The 26,073-nt window shown below is 64.4% G+C and carries 30 protein-coding genes and 1 other RNA gene; 17 read left to right on the top strand and 14 right to left on the bottom strand.

All coding sequences use genetic code 11. The features are described from left to right. Positions 1-17: 17 nt before the first annotated feature. The 5 genes from NDB2M1_RS09255 to NDB2M1_RS09235 all read right to left on the bottom strand — a co-directional run bounded on the left by NDB2M1_RS09255 (position 18) and on the right by NDB2M1_RS09235 (position 4,528). Complete coding sequence (locus NDB2M1_RS09255) at positions 18-503, bottom strand: hypothetical protein (RefSeq protein ID WP_143146693.1); 486 nt, start codon at positions 501-503, stop codon at positions 18-20. Between the two features lie 57 nt (positions 504-560). Further along, on the bottom strand, positions 561-1,226 hold the full coding sequence (locus tag NDB2M1_RS09250; protein ID WP_072381557.1) for a regulatory protein GemA: 666 nt from the start codon (positions 1,224-1,226) through the stop codon (positions 561-563). Then, positions 1,219-1,530 (bottom strand): hypothetical protein, encoded by a 312-nt coding sequence (locus NDB2M1_RS09245; RefSeq protein WP_143146692.1) that lies wholly within the window; start codon positions 1,528-1,530, stop codon positions 1,219-1,221. Before NDB2M1_RS09245 ends, NDB2M1_RS09250 begins: the two co-directional genes overlap by 8 nt. Beyond that, positions 1,527-2,477: an AAA family ATPase gene (locus tag NDB2M1_RS09240; protein WP_072381553.1), complete on the bottom strand. Its 951-nt coding sequence runs from the start codon at positions 2,475-2,477 to the stop codon at positions 1,527-1,529. The genes NDB2M1_RS09245 and NDB2M1_RS09240 overlap by 4 nt, the downstream gene beginning before the upstream one ends. Before the next feature lie 71 nt (positions 2,478-2,548). Continuing rightward, complete coding sequence (locus tag NDB2M1_RS09235; RefSeq protein ID WP_072381551.1) at positions 2,549-4,528, bottom strand: transposase domain-containing protein; 1,980 nt, start codon at positions 4,526-4,528, stop codon at positions 2,549-2,551. A 353-nt stretch (positions 4,529-4,881) separates the two neighbouring features. Here NDB2M1_RS09235 and NDB2M1_RS09230 point away from each other — a divergent pair, with 353 nt between their 5' ends. Beyond that, positions 4,882-5,349 (top strand): hypothetical protein, encoded by a 468-nt coding sequence (locus NDB2M1_RS09230; RefSeq protein ID WP_072381549.1) that lies wholly within the window; start codon positions 4,882-4,884, stop codon positions 5,347-5,349. Positions 5,350-5,387: 38 nt separating this feature from the next. Here NDB2M1_RS09230 and NDB2M1_RS09225 read toward each other — a convergent pair whose 3' ends face one another. The 3 genes from NDB2M1_RS09225 to NDB2M1_RS23105 are packed head-to-tail and all read right to left on the bottom strand — an operon-like array spanning position 5,388 to position 6,930. Continuing rightward, the gene (locus NDB2M1_RS09225; RefSeq protein WP_083554751.1) at positions 5,388-5,735 is read right to left on the bottom strand and encodes a helix-turn-helix transcriptional regulator; all 348 of its coding nucleotides are present in this window, start codon (positions 5,733-5,735) and stop codon (positions 5,388-5,390) included. Next, on the bottom strand, positions 5,732-6,631 hold the full coding sequence (locus tag NDB2M1_RS09220; protein WP_143146691.1) for a ParB/RepB/Spo0J family partition protein: 900 nt from the start codon (positions 6,629-6,631) through the stop codon (positions 5,732-5,734). The genes NDB2M1_RS09225 and NDB2M1_RS09220 overlap by 4 nt, the downstream gene beginning before the upstream one ends. Before the next feature lie 56 nt (positions 6,632-6,687). Further along, positions 6,688-6,930: a helix-turn-helix domain-containing protein gene (locus tag NDB2M1_RS23105; protein WP_072381545.1), complete on the bottom strand. Its 243-nt coding sequence runs from the start codon at positions 6,928-6,930 to the stop codon at positions 6,688-6,690. Between the two features lie 77 nt (positions 6,931-7,007). Between NDB2M1_RS23105 and NDB2M1_RS09210 the strand changes: the two genes are divergently transcribed. The 8 genes from NDB2M1_RS09210 to NDB2M1_RS09180 all read left to right on the top strand — a co-directional run bounded on the left by NDB2M1_RS09210 (position 7,008) and on the right by NDB2M1_RS09180 (position 13,756). Beyond that, positions 7,008-7,727: a helix-turn-helix domain-containing protein gene (locus NDB2M1_RS09210; protein ID WP_072381543.1), complete on the top strand. Its 720-nt coding sequence runs from the start codon at positions 7,008-7,010 to the stop codon at positions 7,725-7,727. A gap of 104 nt (positions 7,728-7,831) precedes the next feature. After that, the gene (locus NDB2M1_RS09205; RefSeq protein ID WP_072381541.1) at positions 7,832-8,209 is read left to right on the top strand and encodes a phage tail assembly protein; all 378 of its coding nucleotides are present in this window, start codon (positions 7,832-7,834) and stop codon (positions 8,207-8,209) included. Then, positions 8,206-8,817: a helix-turn-helix domain-containing protein gene (locus NDB2M1_RS09200; protein ID WP_072381539.1), complete on the top strand. Its 612-nt coding sequence runs from the start codon at positions 8,206-8,208 to the stop codon at positions 8,815-8,817. Before NDB2M1_RS09205 ends, NDB2M1_RS09200 begins: the two co-directional genes overlap by 4 nt. Before the next feature lie 404 nt (positions 8,818-9,221). Then, entirely contained in the window at positions 9,222-9,497 is a 276-nt protein-coding gene (locus tag NDB2M1_RS22010; protein ID WP_143146690.1) for a hypothetical protein, read from the top strand. A 327-nt stretch (positions 9,498-9,824) separates the two neighbouring features. Then, a complete protein-coding gene (locus NDB2M1_RS09195; protein WP_072381537.1) occupies positions 9,825-11,030 on the top strand; it encodes a hydrolase in 1,206 nt (401 codons plus the stop codon). A gap of 5 nt (positions 11,031-11,035) precedes the next feature. Beyond that, the gene (locus tag NDB2M1_RS09190) at positions 11,036-12,067 is read left to right on the top strand and encodes an arginine N-succinyltransferase (RefSeq protein ID WP_072381535.1); all 1,032 of its coding nucleotides are present in this window, start codon (positions 11,036-11,038) and stop codon (positions 12,065-12,067) included. An 11-nt stretch (positions 12,068-12,078) separates the two neighbouring features. Continuing rightward, positions 12,079-13,341, top strand: coding sequence for an N-succinylarginine dihydrolase (locus NDB2M1_RS09185; protein WP_072381775.1), 1,263 nt, complete (start codon positions 12,079-12,081; stop codon positions 13,339-13,341). A 157-nt stretch (positions 13,342-13,498) separates the two neighbouring features. Then, positions 13,499-13,756 carry a hypothetical protein gene (locus NDB2M1_RS09180; RefSeq protein WP_072381773.1) on the top strand — a complete coding sequence of 86 codons (258 nt, stop codon included), beginning with the start codon at positions 13,499-13,501 and terminating at the stop codon, positions 13,754-13,756. A 181-nt stretch (positions 13,757-13,937) separates the two neighbouring features. Here NDB2M1_RS09180 and ssrA read toward each other — a convergent pair. Further along, positions 13,938-14,354: a transfer-messenger RNA gene (ssrA, locus tag NDB2M1_RS09175) on the bottom strand. A gap of 32 nt (positions 14,355-14,386) precedes the next feature. Next, positions 14,387-14,818 carry a large conductance mechanosensitive channel protein MscL gene (mscL, locus tag NDB2M1_RS09170; RefSeq protein ID WP_072381770.1) on the bottom strand — a complete coding sequence of 144 codons (432 nt, stop codon included), beginning with the start codon at positions 14,816-14,818 and terminating at the stop codon, positions 14,387-14,389. Between the two features lie 183 nt (positions 14,819-15,001). Here mscL and NDB2M1_RS09165 point away from each other — a divergent pair, with 183 nt between their 5' ends. The 6 genes from NDB2M1_RS09165 to NDB2M1_RS09140 all read left to right on the top strand — a co-directional run bounded on the left by NDB2M1_RS09165 (position 15,002) and on the right by NDB2M1_RS09140 (position 19,556). Continuing rightward, entirely contained in the window at positions 15,002-15,682 is a 681-nt protein-coding gene (locus NDB2M1_RS09165; RefSeq protein WP_072381532.1) for a LemA family protein, read from the top strand. Between the two features lie 23 nt (positions 15,683-15,705). Further along, a complete protein-coding gene (locus tag NDB2M1_RS09160) occupies positions 15,706-16,509 on the top strand; it encodes a TPM domain-containing protein (protein WP_072381530.1) in 804 nt (267 codons plus the stop codon). Positions 16,510-16,512: 3 nt separating this feature from the next. Next, on the top strand, positions 16,513-17,181 hold the full coding sequence (locus NDB2M1_RS09155; protein ID WP_072381528.1) for a TPM domain-containing protein: 669 nt from the start codon (positions 16,513-16,515) through the stop codon (positions 17,179-17,181). A 146-nt stretch (positions 17,182-17,327) separates the two neighbouring features. Next, on the top strand, positions 17,328-17,876 hold the full coding sequence (locus NDB2M1_RS09150; RefSeq protein WP_072381768.1) for an NUDIX hydrolase: 549 nt from the start codon (positions 17,328-17,330) through the stop codon (positions 17,874-17,876). 21 nt (positions 17,877-17,897) lie between these two features. Beyond that, positions 17,898-18,677: an SDR family oxidoreductase gene (locus NDB2M1_RS09145; protein ID WP_072381526.1), complete on the top strand. Its 780-nt coding sequence runs from the start codon at positions 17,898-17,900 to the stop codon at positions 18,675-18,677. Positions 18,678-18,716: 39 nt separating this feature from the next. Continuing rightward, positions 18,717-19,556 (top strand): DMT family transporter, encoded by an 840-nt coding sequence (locus tag NDB2M1_RS09140; RefSeq protein ID WP_072381524.1) that lies wholly within the window; start codon positions 18,717-18,719, stop codon positions 19,554-19,556. A gap of 50 nt (positions 19,557-19,606) precedes the next feature. Here the strand turns inward: NDB2M1_RS09140 and NDB2M1_RS09135 are convergent, their stop codons facing one another. From NDB2M1_RS09135 to NDB2M1_RS09120, 4 genes are all read right to left on the bottom strand, one after another. After that, positions 19,607-19,984: a VOC family protein gene (locus NDB2M1_RS09135; protein WP_054121139.1), complete on the bottom strand. Its 378-nt coding sequence runs from the start codon at positions 19,982-19,984 to the stop codon at positions 19,607-19,609. A gap of 15 nt (positions 19,985-19,999) precedes the next feature. Beyond that, positions 20,000-21,112 carry an S-(hydroxymethyl)glutathione dehydrogenase/class III alcohol dehydrogenase gene (locus NDB2M1_RS09130; protein WP_072381522.1) on the bottom strand — a complete coding sequence of 371 codons (1,113 nt, stop codon included), beginning with the start codon at positions 21,110-21,112 and terminating at the stop codon, positions 20,000-20,002. Between the two features lie 77 nt (positions 21,113-21,189). Next, positions 21,190-22,500 carry an MFS transporter gene (locus NDB2M1_RS09125; RefSeq protein WP_083554749.1) on the bottom strand — a complete coding sequence of 437 codons (1,311 nt, stop codon included), beginning with the start codon at positions 22,498-22,500 and terminating at the stop codon, positions 21,190-21,192. Between the two features lie 213 nt (positions 22,501-22,713). After that, a complete protein-coding gene (locus tag NDB2M1_RS09120; protein ID WP_072381520.1) occupies positions 22,714-23,190 on the bottom strand; it encodes a MarR family winged helix-turn-helix transcriptional regulator in 477 nt (158 codons plus the stop codon). Positions 23,191-23,290: 100 nt separating this feature from the next. Between NDB2M1_RS09120 and NDB2M1_RS09115 the strand changes: the two genes are divergently transcribed. Further along, the gene (locus NDB2M1_RS09115) at positions 23,291-24,760 is read left to right on the top strand and encodes a carotenoid oxygenase family protein (RefSeq protein ID WP_072381518.1); all 1,470 of its coding nucleotides are present in this window, start codon (positions 23,291-23,293) and stop codon (positions 24,758-24,760) included. 65 nt (positions 24,761-24,825) lie between these two features. Continuing rightward, positions 24,826-26,055, top strand: coding sequence for a serine hydrolase domain-containing protein (locus NDB2M1_RS09110; protein ID WP_072381516.1), 1,230 nt, complete (start codon positions 24,826-24,828; stop codon positions 26,053-26,055). Positions 26,056-26,073 lie beyond the last annotated feature (18 nt).

Here is a 26,073-nt window from a genome sequence, read left to right as displayed (position 1 = left end):
GATTGCGGCGGGCGAGATCAACCGCCCATTGCGATCGCGGATTTTTGGGGACCTGGATCAGTGGCTGCGCCGGCATGAGGGCCAGTCTGCGCAAGCTTGACGCCTGCCGCCTCCAACAGCGGCCCGAGACGCGAGAAAATCTCGGCAAGGCTAAGTCCCTGCGCCTCGACCTCGTCATCCCCGTCAACAGGTCTCGCAAACGACGCTTCGAAATTGGCAACGGCCTCTTCAGGTGTCACCCGGCGCGGACCGGGCACGCCCTTCCGCTCGCGAAAGACGTCAGCCGCGCGGACATAGTCGGCAAGCTCGATGTTGATGTCTTCGAAGGCCTTGAGCGCGGCGCGCGCGGCGCAAGCGAGAGCTTGCGCCATGTTGAGATTATCGACTCCGTCTATTGCAACCAGGGTCAAGCAGACAGTCTCGATCATCTCATCAAGCTCGATAAGCCGATCCAGCACTGCCTGCGGTCTCGACAGCACATTCTCCGGGTATGGCAATTCCATGGTTATCTCCTTTGTGGCTCGGCAGGGCGAGCACGATCGTGCGCCCGGCAATCCGCTTCAGTCTTTCTTCAGGTGCTCGTGGATCAGCTGGCCAAGCTCGGCCGCCGCGCGCTCCAGGCGCTTGTCCGGCCAGCCGGTGCAATCGCCTGCCAGCGCTTCGGGCACGGCAACGCCGGCAGCCTCCAGCCGCGTCCGTTGCGCGCCGATCAGGCGCTCTTTCAGCGTCCGCACCTTCTCGGCAGCGGAGAGCTTGGACGAAAGCCGCTGATCCCAGCCGTGCCGCGTCCCGATCGCCTTCAGCGCTTCGATCAGCTTGAAGCCCTCGCGCTCGTTGGCCCACTGGAGCCGCTGCACGCCAAGTTGCCGGTGCCCGAAGGCTTCCAGCGCCACATCCGAACCGTCGGCAATCGCGCCAAGCTGATAGAGCGAGATCCACATCGCCCGCGCCTTGCGCACCGTCTTGCTTGTTCCCATCGCCCGGCGCTTCACCGGACGGCCGAAGGGACGGAAGCCGAGCTCTTCGAACTTGGCGACAACTTCGCTGAGCTCGCGATCGGTGCAGTCCTTCGCGCTCTTGCGCCCTGTGATCTGTTCGATCACGGCGCGGTAATCGTCCTCTTCCATGGCGAGCGATTTGCGCGCGATATGCACTTGCGCGAGGAGCGCGCGGCGCTGCGGCGAGACGGCCGGCGCGGCTTCGTTGTTGACGGCGAGCTTAAGCATTCCCGCCTCCCATCCCCGAACGGGGAAAGGCGCGCCCGGCAAACAGGCCCATGGAGCGGTTTAAGAGGCCATAAGAGCACGATTGCGCCTCCGCGCCGTACGCCAGCGCCCGCTGCGCTCCTGAAGCCGCTCCCAGCGCGCTGTGTGCCGGTCTCCGTTCAGGCTCCAGAAGCACGAACGCGGCAGCGATGGCCCACAGCGCCAGGGCGGCAACGATGACGCCCGCCGTCTCCGCCAGGAGCGCCTTGCGGCTGCGGCCCATGGTCAGCTGCCGGGCCGCGCGATGAAGGTCCGCGCGCATCACGGCCTGACAGCCTTGGGCTTGCGCTGCATGGTGGCGCTCTTCAGGTCCGCCAGTGCCAGCGCGCGGCCACGCCCCGAAGCGGCGACCAATGCGATCTCGATGATATGCGTCACTTCGCGCAGCGCGCCGGGAAGCTCCGATACCTTTTCAAGGTATGCCCGCTGCGCCGGGTCCTGGATGTTCCACGCATCGAGCAAGGCCTCGATGTCGCCGGGCCTCGGCTTCTCCTGCACTTCGCGGAACGAAAAGCGTGAAGACAACTGCGTGAAGGCGGGGCCGCCCCGCGTGATCTGGCCGATCACGGTTTCGTTGCCCATCAGCACGATCCCCACGTTGGTTTTGTCGTACCAGCCGCGCAGTTCGTTCACCGCCTTGTCGGTGAGCTCCTGCGCTTCGTCGATGATCAGGAGGCCATTCTTCCCGCGCACATGCGCCTTGATCTGGCGCGAGAGTTGCTGCGGGCTGCCCGTGATCTCGCCAAGGCCGAGCGCCTCGCCAACCTCGATCGCCATTGGCCCGACACCCGCCGTGGAAGGCGACATTGTCGCCAGCCATACATTCGGGTCCTGCGCGGCGAACCGTTCGGCTGCCCTTGTCTTGCCAATGCCTGGCCGCGTGACGATCAGGCCCATCCTGCCGGATTGTGCCCAGCTGAACCGCGACATGAACCGCGTTGAAGTAGGGGTGTCATACCAATCCGGCACCGTCGGCGCGCCGGCCGCGATCTGCGCCTGGCTTTCCTTGCGATCGCGATACGCCAGGACCTTGGCCGCGACGCCGGCATTGTTCCCGCCGTACTTGCCGGCCGCGAACAGCGACAGGGTCGAAGAGGCGACATCCGTCAGCTTGCCGATCTGCGGCCAGCTGAGCCCGCTCTCTTCCTTGTGGCCATTCAGCCAGGCGCGCGCCTCGGCTTCCTGGGGGCTGTTGTCTGAAACCACTTCCATGCTACGGCTTCCTTGCTCTTACAGGGGCAACAACGGCCGCGTCGGGACTGCCATCCCGGCGCGGCCAACTTTCATTCAACCACCCGCAGCCGGTTCATTCCGGCCGTGAGCGCGTCGCTGAAATCGATGATGGATGCGTCTTCAGTGGGCTCTGAAGTGCCCTCCTGGAGAAGCTTCTGTGCGGCGGCGCTGTGGCCCCGGTGGCGAACGAGCCGGGTAGCGGCTGGTACCAGAGGCGGCTCAGGTTCGGGCTCGACTGACTTTTCATAGATTTCGCGCAATTGGTCTTGCTCAAGCAGAGCCGCGCTCTGCTCCAGTTGTCGCGCGTGACGACGGAGAGCCTTTTCCATTTTGGCGCGGCGCGCGGCCCCGGCTTTGTCTTCGAACCCAACGGGTTCCTCGCACGGTGCAAATCCGAAGTACCGACCGTCCTGCAAGTAGATATGCACTCCACTATGCAAGTCGTCTGGATCGCAGCGAACCGTCACCTTCTGCCCGGCAAGCTCGATCATCGCTTGCGACCAGTAGAGGTTCCCCGCAATCTTGATCGAACCGTTCTCACGGTTGCAGCGCTTCTCTTCTGCCTCCAGGAGCGCCACGAGGATCTGCGCCTCGGTAGCCTTCTCGATTATCGAAGCCGCATAGGACTCCGCGAAAGCCGCATCGAAGCTGCGCCCCTTTGCTATTTCGGTCTGACGGCCGGGGCGGGAATTGTGATTGGCAAAGCCTCGCGCCATCAGCCTCTCAAATTCGGCGATCGGGATGGCCCGCTCGCCATAGTTGTCCGGCTTCGCGTCTGGCTTGTTGCCAGTGTAGGCACCTTCAAAGCTCGAGCTCTTCCAAACGTTCTCGCAGATGTCTTTCCATGCGCGCTCGATCGGCTTGGACGAACCCCGGTACGGCAGCGTCGGCCCAACTTTGATACCAAGCTGGGTCAGCACACCAATCGGGTCGCTATCCTTGATCCTGAAGCGATACCGGGTTTTCTGCCCGCCAGTGAGCGCCTTGCTCATAAAGGCGCGGCCGTTGTCCGCGACAAGGTACTTGGGAATGCCGTACTGGCGAAAAAGGTCAACCAGGGCCATCCTGGCTAGAACTGTGCTTTCTGTCCGGTCAATCCGATACGCCAGTATCTTGCGGCTGTAGATGTCTTGGATGCCAACTAGGACAGGCCTGCCGATTTTCCCGTCCTCCCATTGGACCCGCACATCGACGGTGTGACCGTCGATATTCACACCGTACATTGCATAGAGGTCCTTCACTGTGCGCCGCTGCGGCGGGACAGTCTTGCGGACGGCTTCCAAGCCCTCTCGCCGAAGCTTCTTCAAGAGCACCGGGGTTTCGCGCTCATAGCGCGCCCTCATTGTCTTGATCGAAGGCAGTGTCAGCCCCCGCGGCCGGCAGTAGTTTTCAAGCACGTGGTAGTACGCAGACGCGAACGATGCCTGCGACTTGCGAAGGCATTCGGACTTGAGCATTTGCCATGCTTCAGGATCGATCTCCGCCAGCTTCCCACCGCCCTTGTAATTGGGGGCAAGCCGAGGCAGCCATTGATTGTTCGGGAACTGCGACACCAAAGAATACCACCCGGCCACTGCGCTTGGGGAAACGCCGTGTTTGCTGGCAACGCTCTTTGTTGCTGCCGTCCGGCCCGTGCCGATCGCAACCAGTTCGTCCACTTCAGCCAGGATCGCCATGCGCCTCTTGGCCCTGTTCTTGATCGCGTCCGGCTGCCGGTTAAACCTGTCCCAGGCTTCAGCAGCCGCGCTCATCGTGTCGTTGTCCGCGATCGGCGCTTCCGCTTCGCGATTGCGCCGCGCGGTCAGCACTTCCTGCGCCTGGACCGGAAGCACGCTCACATGAAATTCGGTCCCGCCGCCCCGCGCATTGCGGCGGCGTGCCATCGCTTGGCCCCGGCCGTCTGTGCGATCGGCCCAGCCTTCCGCCTTCGCCAGGTCGCGCAGCTTACGGCCGTCGGCGGGCAAGCCGGGCAGGCCCAGCTGCGCTAGCTCGCTTGCGGTATACCACCAGTGATCCCGCTGCGCGCTCATGCCGCCACCGCCTGAGGACAAACAGCGCGTTTGCGCTCCGGGGCACGCTCTGTCAGATTGGATGCGGATGGATCGGCGGCAGCCCGGTTGGACAGGCTGCCGCCCGCCATCCTCACAGGCTCAGCAAGGGAGGCTCGCGTGAGCGACAGGGACGACGTATGGAAGAAAACACCGGAGCGCCCGAAAGAGGACCGAAGCATCGTCAACGACCGGTGGCCCGACGACATGGGGAAGAGGTCGGACGTGATCCGGGACATGGACCCGCCGCCTCCGCCACCGCCGACAGAGCGGAAATAGAAGCCCCTTGGGCGCTGCGATGGGGAGTGGCGGTTTCGGTCCGGTACACTGCCAAGATGGCGCGGCGCTACGAGACCCTTGAGAACCTGCAGACGCTTGTCGGCTTGGTATCCGGCACAGGCGTAGTCCTGTCTGTCCTGCAGAATTGGCAGCCTGCCGCGCTCATGGCTGGCGTCGCGGCTGCTGTCATGCCGCTGGCCGCGCTCATCTTCAAATGGCGCGAGAAGGCCACCTTCTTTGCCGGCCGGTCCGAAGCTTACCAGCGGCTGAAGCTTGATCTCGAATTGAAGCGTCGGCCGCCCGAAGACGTCATTGCAGAGCGGGTGCAACTCGAAATGCAGGAAGGCGAACCAAGCCATACGCTCTGGCGCATTTCCGGCAATGAGGAAGCGAGAGTGCTTGGCCTTGCAGGTAATCCGCTGACGTGGGGGCAGAAGGTGGTGGCGCTTGCCTTTTATTTCACTGTGCCCGCCAAAGCTCCCCGCCAGCTGCCAGCCGGTGAGGCCAGCGTCCCCGCGCAGTGAAGTCGCGATGCGAGCCTTCGGACGGGCGCATGCTGTCATCAAGAGCGCGTCCCTCCGAACAGCAGTTCAAAAACCAGCTGGCGGCGATCGGCCGGCTCCAGCGCCGCCAGTGCAGCCTTGGCGGCAGTGAGCTCGGGGCTCTCCGGCGGCGCCCCCGGTGTTTCCTGGCGCAGCCCAGTCACGATGTAGAGCAAGTCAACGCCAGCGTGTGCGAAGCAAGCCAGAGCGGCGGCATTGGGATAGGATGTCCCCTTTTCCCATTCTCCGACCGTGCCCTTTACAATTCCGGCGAGCTTCGCGAGGCCGGCTTGTGTGAGCCCAAGGCGATCGCGCTCCGCCTTCAGCCTGCCGCCAATACCAAGGATGTCAGGCGGAAGGCGCGTCACGGCAGAAGCTCCTGAAGCTTCGCGATCGCTTCACTGACCTTGTAGGGCGGAATGTCAGCCGCCAGCTTGATCAGCTGCTCCGCCTTGTCATCAACTCCCAACTTCTGCCAAGCGAGCTCCAGCTTGATCTTGAAGTGCGCGGCACCTTTGGGGCGATTACCTGGGGATGCTTGCTGACCCACTGCCACCAACACCTCGGTGATATTGTCCCAGTCAGGCTTAGAGAGTAGCTCCACTGCCGCATTGCGCCGCGCTTCAACGGTGGGGACTTGGGCAAGCGATTTGACCGCCTCCAAGTTGGTGCACAACGGATGCGCATTGATGTCCGCAAAGAGGTCGGGGAGCGCGATGACGATTTTGTCGTAAAGGGAACGGAAGAGCCGGACGTTGCGCTCATTTTCGCCGGTGAGTTCTGCCGTCGCCTGATCTGCCGCCTTGCGGTCAATGCCTTGCGTATTGGCAGTTTCTGCCAATACGTCCCAGCGCGCCCTGATCGCCTTCGATTGCTGGCTTGTCGGCTCCGATCGGGGCAGCGCGCGCGCCGCCTCCGCCCACCGCTCCATGATGAAGCATGCGCGCTCGATCGGGCGCAACACGCGCCGGTCAAGGTTCTCCGCCAGCTGGAGCCGCTTCAGCGTCGGTACGTCGCTATCCGGCCCCGCGCGCACTTCGGCGGCGATCTCCGTCCAGCCGAGCAACTTCGCAGCGCGCAAACGGTGCCGCCCTGCAATCACACTGTGGCGCACCTTGGCCGCGTTGCCATTGCGCCGGACCCAGATGGGATTGTGCTGGCCTTCCGCCGCCATGCGGGCAACCAGATGCGTCACCGCGTCGTCAACAATGAAGCCGACATAGCTCGCGTCATCAAGCTCGCTGATCTCCGCGATCGGGAGCATCAGGCGCTCAGGCCCCGCACTTTGAGCCGCGCTGTCAGCTGAGACACGCGCGCCCTTCACGCAGCGGCAGCCTTCATGGCATCGCTGATCGACATGCCATCGGCAACGATGATCCCGTTCTTCAGCCCAAGCGCCACAGCAACCTTGTGCGCATCGCCGTGTGCACCCTTGAACCGGCCGCTTAGCACGCCCCGCACGATGGACTGCGAAACACCAAGCTCTCGCGCCACATCTGCCACCGTCTTCCCGATACGGTTCAGACGTTCTCTTACCTCTTCCAGACTAGCTGATTCTGGCATATGATGTCTCACAAAGACCAAAAGGATGGAACTGTGTACCAACGTATTGGTATCTCTGCAAGCGCGAAGCGCAAATAATGAGCGTTGGTTTGCGCCTTCGGGAAGAGCGGAAGCGGCTTGGCCTCAGCCAAGGGCGGTTGGCGGTGATCGCAGGAGTGGCGAAAAACACAGCGATTAACTGGGAGAAAAGCGCTTCATCCCCAACGGCCGACGCTTTGGTTAAACTCGCAACTGCGGGAATTGACGCCGTATATGTTTTGACAGGGAAGCGGCTGCCCCAAGGCACAACCTACTCCGACGAAGAGCAAGCAAAGCTTGATCTCGATGACCTTGAGCGGGAACTCATCGAACCGGCGCGGGTGCAGGGACCAAATGAGAGCGACGCAGAAGCAGAGGCTCGTGTCCTGAAAGAAGCAACCCGCAGGCTTGAGGGCATTCTTGCCCCAATTTGTAGGGCTTTGTATTCGCCTGAAATCATTGAGCGCGCGGAAGCATTGCTACAGGCGGCAAATGATCCACAGCGGCTCGCTCTGCTTCGCGCGGCCGATTTCAATCAGGCTCGCATTCAGCGCGAAGATGAGGCGGAATTGCTGGAGATTTGGCTCAATAGCTCACCATACCAGCCCGATCATTCGGTTATGGACCGGCTCGCCAGGATCGCCATTGAATACTCTGTTCCCCACCGGACGCTCGCGGAACTCACACACGAAATCTATATCGACATTGAAGAACAGCGGTCGGCAGATCAAATCATCGCGCTTAATGAAGCCCGAGAAGGCGAACCGTCTAGGAGTTGATCCTCTGACGACGGCAAAATTGCCACTCGGCAGCACAAATAAAGCAGCGCTACCTGTTACCTGACAGACAGACGCGCGACATGCACAAGACTAGCCATGGTGCCATGGCTAGCTTCGCTTCATCCCCCGCCCCCGCCGATCGCACTGCCACGCAGGATGATCTGGCCATGTTCAAGCTTTCCCGGCCCGTGCGCTGGTGGATCGATGGAGAGGAGCGCGAGACCGATCTGATCGGCATGCGCGCCTTCGAAACACCTGATCTCGCCTTGCTCGATCGGCACCGGGGCCGCCCGATCGCGATGATGCAGCACGTCGTTGCCGCCTTGTGCGGCGTGCTCCCGCAAGACATCCGCGACCTGCCGCTGTGTGATTTCCTTCTCCTCGCCGGCGATATCGAGTGGCAGGTCAAGGACGCGCTGGCCAAGATGGGCCTCAGCCCGAAGGACTACTTCAATCCCGGTCCTGCGGAGAAGCTCATTTGAGCGCCCTGGCCACCCCTGCGCAGCTGGCCGCACTGATCGGCGAGGATACGGCCGGCGAGCTCGCGCGCGCTTTCGCCGGCCAGTCGCTCTGCCTGCCCGCCGATCCCGCCGAAGAGCCGCGCCTGGAAGCCGCCATCGGCCCGATCGCCGCCGCCTGTCTGTGTGAGGAATTGGGAGGCCATACCATCGCCTTCCCAGCCGCGCCGATTGCTGCGCCTGCCTCGCCGGTTCCTTCGCCGCCCGCTTCGCCTGCCCGCGCTGCGAGTGTCAGCAAAATGGGTTCGCGAGTGCTAGACGAGATCGCCGAAGTGATCGGCGAAGAAGCGACCTGGCGGCTCGCGGAGGAATTTGGCGGTGAACGGCTCTACGTGCCGCGATCGCCATCAACCGATCCTCGCATCGCAAAGGCGATCGGCCAGGAGTTGACAGAGAAGCTATGCGATACCTTCTATCGCCTCACGATCAGCATCCCGATCCGCCTGATCACCGCACGCCGCGTTGCCGAAATGGTGCGCCAGGGCGACAAGAGTAACCGTGAGATCGCCCGCGCGCTGCATATTACGGAGCGACAGGTCTATCGTATCCTGGAGGGCCTCCGCGCCGCCTAGAATGGCAGGGGTAGCGTGCTGCCGGCCTACATGCCCGAAGGCCCAAGGCGGAACGTCCGGAACGTCGGACAGCTGCGCTATCGATACGCCGAAAGGGGAGCCGGTTCAATCCGATCTGCACCGCTGGCCTACATGCTCGATCCATAGGACAGAGCCCAAGGCAATACGTCCGAAACGTGAGACGGCTGAGGGCGATTTACCAGCCGCAGTGTGCATGTTCAAGGTTGTGGTTGACCGCGTGCCTACATGCTCGATCCGAAGATGGAGCCCAAGGCCCCACGTCCGAAACGTCAGGCGGCTGCACTGCAAATAGCGCGCCCTAGCCACGCGTTCAACCGTCGGGAAGTGCCGCTGCCTACATGCTCGATGGAGCCCAAGGCCTCACGTCCGAAACGTTGTGCGACATGGCAGTTCTACCCCGTCCCGATCGCACCGGCAAGCAGGCCCGAACCGGCCTCCCAGGCGTCAAAAATCTCCCCATCTTTCGCCAACTTCGGCAGACCGCCGCGGATGACAAAAAATCCAATATTCAAAATGTCTTACAGGCAAAATCCCGCACTCGGAGGCCGCGAAACACAGATTTCCTGAAAGAAATTGAAATCACAGCGCCAGGAGGCATTTCAGAGGCCGATTGCGAGGCCGTTAAAATGGCGGTAAACAGCCATTCAGAGGCGTTTTAGGCGGTTCCTAAGAGGGTCAGCGACGGGGCCTCTTGAAAGATGGCGAAAAGGCCAAAATTGGCCCAATCCCCATCTTAATGCAGAAACAGCGAGGGTCGGTTTCGGCCACATCGAAGAGCACCGAAACGCCAATTTTTTTAAGGTGTTATCCCACGGTGTCCCGCGTATCTCCACGCAATCCCACCTTGGGCCCCATCTTTCCAGAACCTTCTTTCCTTACACAAGGGGCAATGGCGTGGTGCCAGGACAGACTTCCGGTTGCAGATGAAACAATCCCTCTCCGCTGGGGGTTCACCCCGGCGCGTGGGCAGGCTAGAGCGGGCGGACATGGGAACACTTGCCGCCACCGAGGCCGCCCTTGTCGAAGGGATCGAAGCCGCACAAATGCTCGCAAACGTCGAGCAATGGTGTGCGATCAACACCGGCACGCGTAACATCGCGGGGCTTGCAAGACAGGCCGCGCTGTTGGCCGATGCGTTTGCGGCGCTGCCCGGCGAAGTCCGCCTAGCGGAGCCTGCCCCGGTCGAGGCGATTGCCGCCGATGGCCGTGCGGTGCAGATCGAGCACGGCGCGCACATGGTGCTCAGCGTCCGGCCCGACGCGCCGCGCCGCTATCTGCTCACGGGCCACATGGACACCGTCTACCCGGCGGATCATCCGTTCCAGACGCTGACATGGCTCGATGCGGGTACGCTCGGCGGACCGGGCACGGCGGACATGAAAGGCGGCATCGCGGTGATCCTCGCCGCGCTCAAGGCCTTCGAGACAAGCCCGCAATCAGCCGGTGTCGGCTATGACGTGCTGATCAATTCGGACGAGGAGACCGGCAGCCTAGCCTCTGCGCCGCTGATTGCGGAACTGGCGCGCGGCAAGGCGGCGGCGCTGACCTACGAACCATCCGCCCTGCCCGACGGCACGCTCGCCGGCGCACGCGGCGGCAGCGGGAACTACAGCGCCATCGTCACCGGTCGATCCGCCCACGCGGGGCGCAATCCGCAGGATGGGCGCAACGCGGTGGTCGCCGCCGCCGATCTCGCGCTCGGCCTCAAGGCGCTTTCCGGCGATGGCCTCGCCATCAACCCTGCGCGCATCGATGGCGGTTCGGCCAACAATGTCGTGCCCGATCACGCGGTGCTGCGCTTCAATATCCGCCCGCGCGGCGAGGAGGATGCGGCGCGCTTTGCCGCGGCGATCGGACCGCTGCTGCGCGAGGTGGAACTGGCGCATGAGGTGCGCATCCATCTGCATGGCGGGATCAGCCGTCCGCCCAAGCCGCTCACGCCCGAGGCGGAACAGCTCTTCGAACTGGTGCGCAGCTGCGGCGCGGCGCTGGGTCAAGCGATCCGCTGGCAGAGCTCCGGCGGGGTCTGCGATGGCAACAACATCGCCGCGCTCGGCGTGCCCGTCGTCGACACCATGGGCGTGCGCGGAGGGGCGATTCACTCGCCGCAGGAATACATGATCGTGCCGTCGCTGGCCGAGCGCGCCGCACTCTCGGCGCTCGTGCTGCACCGGCTTTCCGGAGGGGAATAAGAAGCGTGACCCATGTCATCCGCGCGGCCCGCGCCGCGGATCTCGACCATCTGTACGAGATGGCCAAGCTGACCGGCGGCGGCTTCACCAACCTGCCGCCCGACCGCCGCGCGCTCACCGCGAAGCTGGAGCGGGCCGCGGCTGCTTTCGCCAACACCGAGGAAGGCGATCCGGAAACCCAGCGCGATGAGCTGTTCGTCCTCATCCTAGAGGACCTGGCCACCCGCGAAGTGCGCGGCACCTGCCAGATCTTCACCCGCGTCGGGCAGACCTGGCCGTTCTATTCCTACCGCATGGCGACGCTGACCCAGCATTCCAAGGAACTGGGTCGCACCTTCCGCGCCGAGATGCTGAACCTCGTGACCGACCTTGAAGGATCGAGCGAAGTCGGCGGCCTGTTCCTCCATCCGAACGAGCGCGCGGGCGGGCTCGGCATGCTGCTGGCGCGCAGCCGCTATCTGTTCATCGCGATGCACCGCAAGCGCTTTGCCGACCGCATTCTGGCGGAACTGCGCGGCGTGATCGACGAGCGCGGCGGATCGCCGTTCTGGGACGGCGTCGCGGGCCGCTTCTTCGGGATGAACTTCCAGGAGGCCGACTATTTCAACGCGATCAACGGCAACCAGTTCATCGCCGATCTGATGCCCAAGCACCCGGTCTATATCGCCATGCTGCCCGAAACCGCGCGCTCCGCCATCGGCCTGCCGCATCCCAGCGGCCGCGCGGCGATGCGCATGCTGGAGACGGAAGGCTTCGCGTCCGAAGGCTATTTCGACATCTTCGACGGCGGTCCGACGATGACCGCGCGGACGGACAAGGTGCACTCGATCGCCTCGGCCAAGATGGTGCCGGTGAAGGAGGTGCGCGCGCCGGATGCAACCGCCAGCCGCGCGCTCGTCGCAACCGGACGCCTCGCCGATTTCCGCTGCACCTTCGCCCGCATCATGGCGGATGGAGAGGGCGTGGCGCTCGATCCCGATGCCGCGCAGGCGCTCGGCGTTTGTGCGGGCGATACCGTGTGGCACGTGGCGCGCTGAAGGACACCCAAATGAACACTCTGGTCGAGATCAACTTCGACGGCCTTGTCGGGCCGAGCCACAACTATGCGGGGCTCAGCCTCGGCAATCTCGCCTCCGCCAAGCATGGCGGCGATGCGTCCTACCCGCGCGCGGCGGCGCTGCAGGGCGTGGCCAAGATGCGTCACAACATGGGCCTTGGCCTGACGCAAGGGCTGCTCTGCCCGCTGCCGCGCCCCAACCATGGGTTCCTCGATGCGCTGGCCATCAGCGAGCCCGCGGACGAGTCCGAACGCCGCCTGCGCGCCGCAGCTTGGTCGGCAAGCTCGATGTGGACGGCCAACGCCGCCACCGTCTCCCCTGCCCCGGATACGGCAGACGGGCGCTGCCACCTGACGGCGGCGAACCTCGTCACCATGCCGCACCGCTCGCAGGAATGGCCCGATACCGTGCGGCAGCTGCGGGTGGCCTTTGCCGACAGCGCGCACTTTGCGGTGCATGACGCGGTGCCGGCGTGCTTTGGCGATGAAGGCGCGGCGAACCATATGCGCATGGGGACCAGCCATGCCGCAACGGGGCTGGAGATCTTCGTGTATGGGCGCCCCGGCGGCGCTTTTCCGGCGCGGCAGCATGAGCAGGCGAGCCGGGCTGTCGCCCGCCGGCATCGCCTCGACCCGGCGCGCTGCCTGTTTGTCGAGCAGTCGCCCGATGCCATCGCAGCGGGGGCGTTCCACAACGACGTAGTCGCCGTCGCCAACGAGCGCGTGCTGTTCACGCATGAGCAGGCCTTTGCCGATCCCGAGGGCACCTACGCCGCGATCCGCGAGCGCCTGCCCGAGGCGGAGATCGTGATCGTGCCGGCCAGCGCGGTCAGCCTTGCCGACGCCATCGCCAGCTATCTGTTCAACGCCCAGTTGCTCACCCTTCCGGGCGGAGAGATGGGACTCGTCATCCCGCTCGAGGCCTGGGAACATCCGCGGGTGCGGGCGTGGCTCGACGGAATGCTTGCCTCGAACGGCCCGATCCGCCGCGTGCTGCCGGTCGACGTGCGGCAGTCGATGGCCAACGGCGGCGGTCCGGCCTGCCTGCGCCTGCGCGTTGTCGCCGATCCTGCCACTGTCGATCCGCGCTTCCTCCTGACGGAAGCGCGCGCGGACATGCTGGAAACGCTGATTGCCAAGGCGTGGCCCGAGCAGATCGACCCGACCGATCTTGGCAGCGACTCGCTGGCTTCCAGCGTGATTGCCGCGCGCGCCGCGCTGCTCGAAGCACTCGGACTTTCCGAACTGGCCTGAAACGGTACGGCCCCTTTCTCGGAGGTTAAGCCTCGCTTTACCATGGCATGTCGCCGTGCTTTACAAGCGCTCGGCTAAACCATGTGTGCGGCCCTCGTGATTGCTGATCTGGCACGAAGGTTGCGGAGGAGGTTCGGTGATGCAGAAAAAGCCTTCCCTGCTACGCAAGACCGGCCGCCTGTTCGTGATCAAGAACCGGTTCGAGGCGAGCGCGATCATCTACGCGCTGGCGCTGGGTTCGGCGGAGCGCGGGCAAATTTATCTGTCGCAGTATCCGGGCTTCGGCGGCAAGCTGCTGTTCCTCGCCAGCTGCCTCGCGGTGTTCATGGCCGGCGCCAAGATCATGGACGCGATGAAGTATGAGCGCGAGGCGAAGGCGGCGCCGGTTCCGGTCGAGGCGGAGCACCACGGGTAGCCCACCCCGCTGCGACTAGCTTCCCCTTCGACAAGCTCAGGGTCACCAAGTCTCGCGGCCCTCCCGCAAGCGGGAGGGCAAAAAACGGCTCCGAAAAGCACGACGCATCTCCCCTCCCGCTCATCCTGAGCTTGTCGAAGGGGGGAGGGGCTGGGGGCGGGCTTTCGCAGCGTATGAATTGAGTGGAGGCGTTTCTGTTGCCCGGTACGCCTCCGAACCGCTGAATTCCCTTCTGTTGCCCGGTGGGTTCAACCGCGCTTTAGCTTTGTAAGATCAGGCCGTCAGGCCGTCAGATTACGCCGCGAGAGCGAGTGCTTCGTTGTCGTTGGCACTTGTGGGTTTTGAGCCTTTAACGGGTTACTCAGCCCGGACGAAAGCACCGCTTTTCAACACACGTCGATCCTAGTTCGGCCCCATCAACACCTCTGCGACAACAGAGCCCGGCCCTACGCCCGATGAGCATAGGCCGGTGGTGATGGTGGAGCCGCCGGGTACCGCCCCCGGGTCCGCTGCGCCTATTGCACGACACACTTTATCGTCATAGCCGGTCGAAACCGGCAAGTCCGATATAGGCACGGCGCGCGGGGAATGGAAGGGGCCAGCGTGTAGACTGGCCCCTTCCGTCCGATCTCAGCCCTTCTTCAGCGCATCGCGGATTTCGGTGAGGAGATCGACCTCGCTCGGACCAGCCGGAGCGGCGGGCGCTTCGGGCGCCTTGGGCATCATCTTGTTGGCCGCGCGCACGAGCTGGAAGATCACGAAGGCCATCAGCAGGAAGCTGATCACGGCGGTGACGAAAGCGCCGTAGCCGAGCATCGGCACGCCTGCCGCCTTCAGCGCCGCATAGTCCGTGAGCGAGCCCTTGTAGCTATCGGGCACCGCGCCCAAGATCATGAACTTGTTGGTGAAATCGACCCCGCCCGAGACAACCCCGATTACCGGCATGATCATGTCTTCGGTCAGCGAGGTGACGATCTTGCCGAAAGCGGCGCCGATGATCACGCCGACCGCCAGATCCAGCACGTTGCCGCGCGCAACGAAGTCCCGGAACTCTCCCATCATGCCCATGCTTATTTCTCCATTAAGCATTTACACCCGGCTGCTTCGTGCCAGTTGCAACCCTTTGTAACAAGTGGTCGGTTGCACCGAAGCGGGCCAGCCCTTGAACGGTCATGGCAAGGCGCTACATCTGAGCGCGATCCATCCCGCGGCGCCGCTGGCGGGGATCTAGAGGGAACATTTTCGATGGCCGCTTCGCTGCTTGCCCGCTTTTCCCGTTTCGCTTTCGCTGCGGTTGCCGCCGCAGGCCTTGCCGGATGCGGGGTCAATGCGATCCCGACCGCCGAAGAAGCCGCCAAGGCCAAGTGGGCCGAAGTGCAGAACCAGTACCAGCGCCGCTCCGACCTGATCCCCAACCTCGTCGCGACGGTGAAGGGCGCCGCGAATTTCGAGCAGGGCACGCTGGTCAAGGTGACCGAAGCGCGCGCCAAGGCGACGAGCATCCAGATTTCGGGCGAAGACCTCAGCGATCCCGACAAGATGGCCAAGTTCCAGGCCGCGCAGGAGCAGCTTTCCAGCGGCCTCGGGCGCCTGCTGGTCGCGGCTGAGGCGTATCCGGAGCTCAAGGCCAACGACAATTTCAAGACGCTGCAGGACCAGATCGAGCGCACCGAAAACCGCATCGCGATCGCCCGGCGCGATTACAACGATGCCGTGCAGAGCTACAACACCACGATCCGCACCTTCCCCGCGGTGATCGGTGCCAAGGTGATCTATGGCGCCAAGCCGCTGGTGCCCTTCACCGCGACCACTCCGGGCGCCGATACCGCACCGACGGTCAGCTTTGACGGACCGGCAGCACCTGCTGCGGCCCCGGCGGCAAATGACAATGGGGCCGCACCGGCGAGCAAGGCGGCGACGAACTGAGCCGGCGCGGCGGAGCGCCGCCGATGAAGCGCCTTGTTCTTGCGCTGCTCATGCTGCTGGCCCTATTGGCAGGGCAGGCCGCCGCGCAGACCTTTCCCAAGCTCACCGGCCGCGTGGTCGATGAGGCGCATCTCCTCTCGCCCGAGCAGATCGCGGCGCTCGATGGCAAGCTGGCCGCGCTGGAGCAGCAATCGCAGCGGCAGATGGTGATCGCGACGATCCCGAGCCTCGAAGGCTATGACATCGAGGACTATGGCTACCGGCTGGGCCGCACCTGGGGCATCGGCGACAAGCAGCGCAACGACGGACTGCTGCTGATCGTCGCGCCGAACGACCGGCAGGTCAGCATCGAGGTCGGCTATGGGCTGGAAGGCATCGTGTCCGATGCGGTGGCGAGCGATATCCGGCGCACCGAGATCGTCCCCCGCTTCAAGGCCGGAGACTATGCCGGCGGCATCATCGCCGCGGCCGACAAGCTCGTCGCGCAGTTGCAGCTGCCCGAGGACGAAGCGCGCAAGGTGGCGGCGAATGCCGAGCAGAAACAGCGCAAAGCCAAGGAGCCGCGCTTCGATTTCGGCACCGTGGTGTTCCTGCTGATCTTCTTCTTTTTCTTCGTCCTTCCCTTCCTGCGCGCAATGCGCGGCGGAGGGCGGCGCTATGGCGCACCGGGTGTGATGATCTTCCCAACGGGCGGCTGGGGCAGCGGCGGTTCGGATTGGGGCAGTGGCGGCGGCTGGGGTGGCGGGTCCGACTGGGGCGGCGGTGGCGGCGGCTTTTCGGGCGGCGGCGGCAGCTTCGGCGGCGGCGGCTCGTCAGGGAGCTGGTAGACCATGCTGAACGAAACAGACCGCAAGCGCATTGCCGAAGCCGTTGCGGCGGCGGAGGCGCGCAGCGCGGGCGAGATCGTGACCATCGTGACGCCGCAGTCCGATCCCTACCGCGATGTGGCGCTGGCGTGGAGCATCTCGATCGCCTTTCTTGCGCTCGCCGCGCTGGAACTGGCGCCGAACTTCTATCTCGGCCTGATCGAGCGTGTACTGGGCCTGTGGGACCATGACTGGACGCCGCGGCAAGTGCTGGGAATCGCCCTCACGGTCGCGGTGCTGAAGTTCCTCGGCATGCTGCTGATCCTGACCTGGCGGCCCTTGCGCCTTCTGCTGACGCCCGCCCCGATCAAGTCCGCCCGCGTCCATGCCCGCGCCCTCACCTGCTTCCGCATCGGGGCGGAAGGCCGCACGACCGGGCGCACCGGGGTGCTGATCTACCTCAGCCTTGCCGAGCACCGCGCCGAGATCATCGCGGACGAGGCGATTGCCAGCAAGGTCTCGCCCGAAGTCTGGGGTGATGCCATGCATGCGCTGCTCGCCCCGCTACGTGCGGGACAGGCGGGCGAGGGCATGGTCGCGGCCATCGGCAAAGTCGGTGCCGTGCTGGCCGAACACCTGCCGCGCGCGGATGATGATGAAAACGAACTGCCGGACCGGGTAATCGAAGTCTAGCGCCCTGACCTCCTCCTTCCCGTTCGTGTCGAGCGAAGTCGAGACACAGTGCGCGGTGTCTCGACTTCCGGGCCTTCAGCCCGGAAGTTTATCCCGAGCGAAGGCGAGGGGCTCGACACGAACGGCTCTTTCAGATGGATATCGCCGTGAGCCTTGAAGACGAATACCGCGTCGATCCCGAAGTGACGCAGTGGCAGGGACGTTTCATCAGCGCCAAGACACGCGGCCGCTGGGAATACGTCTCCCGCGCCCGGGGGATCAAGGCGGCGGTGATCCTGGCGATCACGCCGGAGGATGAGGTCGTGCTGGTCGAGCAGTTCCGCATTCCGCTGGGCAAGCCCTGCGTCGAACTGCCTGCCGGCCTGATCGGCGATGATGATGGCGGGGAAGGCGAACTCGCGGCCACGGCGGCGATCCGCGAGCTGGAGGAAGAGACCGGCTACCGTGCTGGCCGCATGGAGGATCTGGGCGAATACTATTCGAGCCCCGGCATGGTCAGCGAGAGCTTCACGCTGTTTCGCGCCTACGACCTGGAACGCGTCGGCCCGGGCGGCGGGGTCGAGGGCGAAGGGATCACGGTGCTGCATGTGCCGCGCCGCGAGTTGCCGCAGTTTCTCGATGCGAAGCGCGCAGCCGGTTATGGCATCGACGTGCGCCTGCTCCTCCTGCTAAGCCCCTTCTGGTTCAAGGAATAAGAACGAGAGGATTGGGGCAAAATGGGCAGAGTTGCGGGCAAGCTGGCTTTGGTGACGGGCGCGGCGCAGGGGCTGGGTGCGGCGCATTCCGCGTTGCTGGCACGGGAAGGCGCCAGGGTACTGCTCACCGACATCAACGGCGAAGGCGCCGCCGCGCAGGCCGAGGCGATCAACGCCGAAATGGGCGCTGGCACCGCCTTTTCGATGCAGCATGACGTGACCTCGGAAGCCGATTGGAATGCGGCCATCGCGATGGCGGCGGACAAGCTCGGCGGGCTGTCGGTGCTCGTCAACAATGCCGGTGTCGGCGTGCGCGGGGATATCGAGACCTGCACGCTGGAGGAATGGCACCGGGGCTTTGCCATCAACGTCGATTCGGTGTTCCTCGGCTGCCAGAAGGCGCTGCCGCTCTTGAAGGACAACCAGCCGGGCTCGATCATCAACATCAGCTCGATCGCGGGCCTGATCGCTTCGCACACGATGCCCGGCTACAACGCCAGCAAGGCGGCGGTGTGGATGCTGACCAAGTCGGTCGCGCTCTACTGCGCCAAGCGCGGGTGGGACATCCGCTGCAATTCAGTGCACCCGACCTTCGTCGACACGCCGATCCTCGATGGAATCAGCAAGAATGCGGGAATCGAGAAGGACATCGTCATGGGCAAGCTTGCCCGCCAGATCCCGCTGGGCCGCGTGGGCGAGCCAAACGAGATTGCCAACGGCGTGCTCTACCTCGCGAGCGACGAGAGCCGTTTCATGACCGGGGCCGAGCTCAAGCTGGACGGCGGCATCTCGGCGATGTGAGTGGGCCCTGGCTGGGCCTTCGCTGATGATTGACTCGTCATGATCGATTGGCCCGTCTTCCTCCTCATCCTGTTCGCGGCTTCGCTGCACGCGAGCTGGAATGCGTTCCTCAAGGGGAGCGGCGATACGCTGCTTTCCACTACGCTGGTGATGGGCGGGGCAGCGCTGATCGCGCTGGTTGCGCTGCCCTTCCTGCCCATGCCGGCGCCGGCGAGCTGGCCTTATCTGGCCACCTCGACATTGCTGCAGGTGGGGTATCTGGGCTTGCTGGTGCGGGTTTATCGCACGGTGGACATGAGCCTGGCCTATCCACTGATGCGGGGGTGTGCGCCGCTGGCAGTGGCGCTGGTCAGCCATTTCTGGCTGGGGGAAGCGGTGCCGTTCCTTGCCTGGATCGGCGTCGGCACCATCTGCCTCGGCATTCTGGCGATGACTCTGGGCGCGCGCGGATCGTTGAAGCCGGCGGGTCTGGCGGCGGCGCTGACCAATGCCGCGATCATCGCCGGTTACACCTTGCTCGACGGCACCGGCGCTCGGGCTTCGGGTTCGCCGACGGCCTATACGCTGTGGCTGTCGCTGCTGACGGGACTCGCCATGGCCGTGTGGACGATCCGCGCGCGCGGGGGCGCGGCGCTGGGCTATCTGCGCCAGAACTGGCCCATCGGGCTGTTCGGCGGACTGGGCACGATCGTCTCGTACTCCATCGCGCTCTGGGCGATGACGATGGCGCCGATCGCTATGGTCGCGGCGCTGCGCGAGACCTCGATCCTGTTCGCGACGGCGATCTCGGCGCTGGTGCTGCGTGAACGGGTCGGCCCGGCGCGGATTGCGGCGGCGGTGATCATCGCCTGCGGAGCGATGCTGCTCAGGCTGGCATAGCAAACCCCCGCCGCCATGCGGCGACGGGGGCTGCGTGTCACGTCAAAGGATCAGGCGTTCGGGTTCGGCGCGAAGGCGCAGATCTTGTTGCCGTCGGTATCGCGCAGATAAGCGCCGTACTGCTTGCCCGGCGCGTTCTCGCGCACGCCCGGAGGGCCTTCGCAGGTGCCGCCGTTGGCAAGGCCCGCGGCGTGGAAGGCATCGACTTCGGCAAAAGTCTTGGCAGCAAAGCCCTGCGTGAAGCCGTTGGACGGGGTGTGCGGCTCACCATTCAGGGGCGTGCGGATCATCAATGCGCCGGCGGCGGAGGGGAACACGGTGCCAATCGGCAGCGGAACGGCCTGATGGCCGAGCGCGCCCATCACCGCAGTGTAGAACGCGCGCGACTTTTCGATATCGTTGGTGCCGAGGACGGTATGAGTGAACATCGATAACCCCCTGATTTAGAACACGACGACCGAGCGGATCGACTTGCCCGCGTGCATCAGGTCGAACGCGGTGTTGATTTCCTCGAGGCCCATGACGTGGGTGATCATCGGATCGATCTCGATCTTGCCCTGCATGTACATGTCGACGATCTTGGGCACGTCGGTGCGGCCCTTGGCGCCGCCGAACGCGGTGCCGCGCCAGTTGCGCCCCGTGACCAGCTGGAACGGACGCGTGGCGATTTCCTTGCCCGCTTCGGCCACGCCGATGATGATCGAGGTGCCCCAGCCGCGGTGGCAGGCTTCGAGCGCGATGCGCATCACTTCGGTGTTGCCGGTCGCATCGAAGGTGTAGTCCGCGCCCCCGTCGGTCATCGCGACGATCTTCGCGACGACGTCCTCGCGGCTCATGCCCTTGGAATTGAGGAAGTCGGTCATGCCGAACTTGCGGCCCCATTCCTCGCGGTCGGGATTGATGTCGACGCCGATGATCTTGTTCGCGCCGGCCAGCCGCGCGCCCTGGATCACGTTGAGGCCGATGCCGCCGAGGCCGAAGATCACGACGTTGTCGCCCACCTGCACCTTGGCGGTGTTGATCACCGCGCCGACGCCCGTGGTGACGCCGCAGCCGATGTAGCACGAGGTCTGAAACGGCGCGTCCTCGCGGATCTTGGCGACCGCGATTTCCGGGAGGACGGTGAAGTTCGAGAAGGTGCTGCAGCCCATGTAATGGAACACGGTCTGGCCCTTGTAGCTGAAGCGGCTGGTGCCGTCCGGCATCAGGCCCTTGCCCTGCGTGGCGCGGATCGCGGTGCACAGGTTGGTCTTGCCCGAGAGGCAGCTTTTGCACTGGCGGCATTCGGGCGTGTAGAGCGGGATCACGTGATCGCCGGGCTTGACCGAGGTGACGCCGGGGCCGACCTCGCGCACGATGCCTGCGCCTTCATGGCCGAGCACCGAGGGGAAAATGCCTTCGCTGTCGAAACCGTCAAGCGTGTAGGCATCGGTGTGGCAGATGCCGGTCGCCATGATCTCGACCAGCACTTCACCCGCCTTGGGGCCTTCAAGGTCAAGCTCGACGATTTCGAGAGGCTTCTTGGCTTCAAACGCAACGGCGGCGCGGGTCTTCATGGGTGTATCCTCCCCCAGGGAAAAAGTCTGCAATGCCGATAGGCAAAGCGGGCCAAGTGTTCAATCGGGTTCGCGGCTCAATCAGCCTCTCTTAAGGCAAGCATGAGCATAAGCGCTGCGGCCATGACCGAACCGCATGCCATGATCGCCGAAACGGAAAATAGGCTGAGGCCGCCGGCGGTAAACAGCGTGCCCGCCAGAATGGGCGAGCCCGCCGAACCGATCCTCCCCGCGCCGATGGCAAAGCCGGTGCCGGTGGCGCGGACATGCGCGGGGAAGCCATGGGCAAACGCACTGTAGAAGCCGACAATCGCGGCATTGGTGGCAAAGCCGGTGCAGAACACCGCAAAGCGCCAGCCAACGAGCGATGTCTCCTGTCCGCCCAGCCCGAACACGGCGACTGCCGCCGCGCCGAGCAGCAGCATCACGATGGTCGGCCACTTGATCCCGAAGCGGTGCATGAGGAAGCCGAACAGCCCGCCCCCGGTCGCCCCGCCGATGTTGGCCCAGACCAGCACGCTGGCGGCCTGCGGCGCGGCAAAGCCGAAGTCCGCGACGATTTTGGGCGACCACTTGAGGATGTAGTAGAAGGTGATCGCATGGAGCGAATAGCCCAGCGTGAGGATCATCGTCGTGCCGATCAGACCGGGCTTCAGGATGTCGAGCACGCTTGCCTTGCTGTCGCGCTGATCGACCGGCGGCAGGGCTTCGATCCCCGGCAGACGCAGCTTGGCCATCGAGGCGTTGATCCGCGCCAGAACACCCTCCGGTCGCCGCGCGAGCAGGTAGGCCGGGGTTTCGGGCACGAAGAACCAGATCAGCGGAATGAACACCACGGTCGCAATCGCGCCGAATTCGAACACCACGCGCCAGTCGCCGCTCTTGAGCAGCATGGCAGCGATGGTGCCGCCGATGGTCGCGCCCAGGGGATAGCCGATCACCATCAGCGACATGGCGAGGCTGCGGCCCTTGGCGCTCGAAAGTTCCGCCGTCACCGCATTGATCGCCGCCAGCATGCCGCCGATGCCGAGCCCGGTGACGAAGCGCCACAGGCCGAGGATCTGGGGATTTTGTGCCGTAGTGGCGAGCCACATACCGCCCGCCATGACGACAAGGCAGCCGAGCATCGTCGGCCGCCGGCCCAGCTTGTCCGCCACGCCGCCGAGCAGGATCGAGCCGACGCCCATGCCGACCAGTTCCATCGCCAGCACGACGCCCAGCGCATCGCGCGCAATGCCCCATTCCTTGGCAATGCCGGGCGCAGCAAAGGCGCTGGAGAGCACGTCGAACCCGTCAAGCGCATTGAGCGCGATCATCAGCACGACGGCGATCCACTGCGCCGCGCTCATCGGCGTTTGGCGAATGATCTCGCGCGGATCATTGGTCATTTCATTCTCCCCGAGGACATTGCTGTCCGATCATGTCTTCGTCACCCCGGACTTGATCCGGGGTCCCGCTTCTCGCCATTTCCCCAACCGCTCATGCTGAGCTTGTCGAAGCATCATGCCCGGCGGTCGCGCCAGCACCCTTCGCCCTTCGACAAGCTCAGGATGAGCTCAGGGTGAGCGGAGTGGTGTGCAAGTCAGCAAGCAAATGCGTCTTCACTCATGGATCCGCGAAAGCAGTTCGATCAGCTGGCGCACTTCCTTCTCGCTGAAGCGGCTCTTCACCCAGGCCTCGTGCTCGCCGATGGCCTGCTTGGCACGCGCCAGCATCGCCTTGCCCGGCTCTTCGAGAAACAGCGCCTGCTTGCGGCCGTCCAGGTCCGAGCGGTCGCGCCGCAGGAAATGCTTGGCCTGCAGCCGGTTGATGATCGCCATGGTGGTGGCGCGGTCCATGCGCAGGCGCTGCGCGAGGTCGGTCTGCGCGATGCCGGGATGGTCATCGACCAGCCACAGCACCGAGACCTGCTTCTGCGTGAGATCGAGATCGGCGAAGGTCTCGGTGAAGTGCCTGAGGCACGCCCCATGCGCGAGGCGGATGTGAAAGCCCAGAATGTCCTTGATCGCGCCGATGTCGGCATCGCCCTCGGGCGGCGGCGGTGCTGTCACTGCGTCGGCAAACTTGTCCTTGATCAATGCCGCATCCCCGTTTGTGGCACTAGTTGCGCCTTGCCTATTCGTTAGCAACACTTACAATCAAACCCCAAGCGAAAATGCGCGAAGAGAGGACCCGACCATGGCCCAATTCCCCTCAAGCCCAAGCTTCACCGGGTTCAACACACCCTCGCGGATCGAGGCGGACATTGCCGACCTCGCGCACGAAGGCACGATCCCCCAAGAGCTAAACGGCGCGTTCTTCCGCGTCCAGCCCGACCCGCAATTTCCACCGCGTCTGGGCGACGATATCGCCTTCAACGGCGATGGCATGATCACCCGCTTCCACATCCATGACGGTCAGGTCGATTTCTGCCAGCGCTGGGCGAAGACCGACAAATGGAAGCTGGAAAAGGCGGCCGGCAAGGCCCTGTTCGGCGCCTACCGCAATCCGCTGACCGACGATGAGGCGGTGAAGGGTGAAATCCGCGGCACGGCGAACACCAACGCCTTCGTCTTCGGCGGCAAGCTCTGGGCCTTGAAGGAAGACAGCCCCGGCCTCGTCATGGACCCGGCGACCATGGAAACCCATGGCTACGAGACGTTCGGCGGCAAGATGGCCGGACAGACCTTCACCGCCCACCCCAAGGTCGATCCGAAGACCGGCAACATGGTCGCCATCGGCTATGCCGCCAGCGGCCTTTGCACCGACGATGTGACCTACATGGAAGTCAGCCCCGAGGGCGAGCTGGTGCGCGAAGTGTGGTTCAAGGCGCCCTACTACTGCATGATGCACGATTTCGGGATCACCGAGGATTACCTCGTGCTCCATATCGTGCCCTCGATCGGCAGCTGGGAGCGGCTCGAGGCGGGCCTCCCCCACTTCGGCTTCGACACCACGATGCCGGTGTACCTCGGCATCATCCCCCGCCGGGACGGGGTGACGGACGCGGATATCCGCTGGTTCAAGCGCGGCAACTGCTTCGCCAGCCACGTCCTCAATGCTTGGCAGGAGGGCACCAAGGTCCACTTCGTCACCTGCGAGGCGAAGAACAACATGTTCCCCTTCTTCCCGGACGTGCACGGCGCGCCGTTCAACGGGATGGAGGCGATGAGCTATCCCACCGACTGGGTGGTCGACATGGCCTCGAACGGCGAGGACTTTGCCGAAATCAACAAGCTCTCGGATTCGATGGGCGAGTTCCCGCGCATCGACGACCGCTTCACGGGCCAGAAGACCCGCCACGGCTGGTTCCTCGAAATGGACGTGCGCCGCCCGGTCGAGCTGAAAGGCGGCAGCGCGGGCGGGCTCATCATGAACTGCCTGTTCCACAAGGACCTGGAGACCGGCGCGGAGCAGCACTGGTGGTGCGGCCCCGTCTCGAGCCTGCAGGAACCCTGCTTCGTGCCCCGCCGCAAGGACGCGCCCGAAGGTGACGGCTGGATCCTGCAAGTCTGCAACCGGCTGGAAGAACACCGCAGCGACCTCCTGATCTTTGACGCGCTGGACATCGCCAAGGGCCCGGTCGCCACGGTGCAGATCCCCATCCGTCTGCGCTTCGGCCTCCATGGCAACTGGGCCGATGCGGCCGAAATCGGCCTCGCCGCCTGAAAGGGGTTTTCCCCTGCTTCGGCCATTGCTATTACACATAACAATAACCGGAGAGAGGAAGTCTGATGTCCTTGCGTCTTTGGCATGCCGTTCTGGCTGCGAGTGTTGCCCTGTCCCCCTTGGCCGCGGCGGCGCAGAGCGCGCCCGCAGGCCCCTCCCCCGCTGTCATTGCCATGCGCGAGCAGTGGCTCAATCCGGCGGTCAACAGCTTCACTTTCCGCGACACAGACAAGGTCTTCGAAAGCCGCGCCGTGCCGCGTTCCGGCCCGGTCTGGCCGCTGGAACAAGGCGCCAAGCTCGCCATGCCTGCGCACAGCACCGGCAGCATGGTGATGGGCTACGATGGCTGGGCCGACCGCACCTTCACCAACGCGCTCCTCGTGATGAAGGACGGCAAGGTGGTCTTCGAGGACTATCGCAACAAGTCCGATGCCACCACGCACTTCATCTCGTTCTCGATGGCCAAGACGATCACCGCGCTGCTCGTGGGCATCGCGCTCGATGAACATAAGATCCGCTCGCTGGACGACAAGGCAGGCGACTACGTGCCTGAACTCAAGGCGGGCGGCTACGGCGATGCCACGATCCGCCAGATCCTCCAGATGCGCTCGGGCGTCGACTACGAGGAGCGTTACGATTTCGGCGAGCATCCCAGCCTTGCCGCGACGATCCACATGAACGCGATCGTGCGCAACAAGATGCGCTTTGCCGATCCGGCCGTAACCATCGGCAAGAAGACCGTGCCCGGCAGCACCTTCAACTACGCCACGCTCGATACCGCCGTGCTGGGGTGGATTCTGGAGCGCGCCACCGGCGAGAAGCTGGAGACCTACACCGCCAGCCACTTGTGGGGGCCGCTCGGCGCCGAAGCAGGCGGTTTCTGGCTGGCCGACGGCCCGCATGGCACGGGCCGTGCGCTCAACGGCATGGGCTACAACGCCGTGCTGCGCGATTTTGCCCGCCTCGGCCAGATGATGCTCGACGGCGGCAAGGCAAACGGCAAGCAGGTGATTCCCGTGGGCTGGGTGGGACAAATGACCACGATGATCCCCTTCCCCGCCGTCTATGGCCGCAAGGCCGAGTTCGAGGGCTATGGCTACCAGACCTGGCAGGTCGACAAGGAACCCGGCGCCTACAGCGCGGTCGGGCTGGCGGGGCAGTTCATCTATGTCCACCCGACCACGCGGACGGTGATTGTGAAGCTGAGCTACAATCCGCCGGTAGAGCCGGAATGGCTGACGGGCGAAGTGCTGAGCTACTTCCACGCCATCGCCAATGCGCCTGCGCCGAAGTGATGGCGCGCTTGCCGATGC

Source organism: Novosphingobium sp. NDB2Meth1, from assembly GCF_900117425.1.
Lineage (GTDB): Bacteria > Pseudomonadota > Alphaproteobacteria > Sphingomonadales > Sphingomonadaceae > Novosphingobium.
The sequence above is the reverse complement of the archived record's forward strand: the minus strand, read 5'-3'. Positions and strand labels throughout refer to the sequence as shown.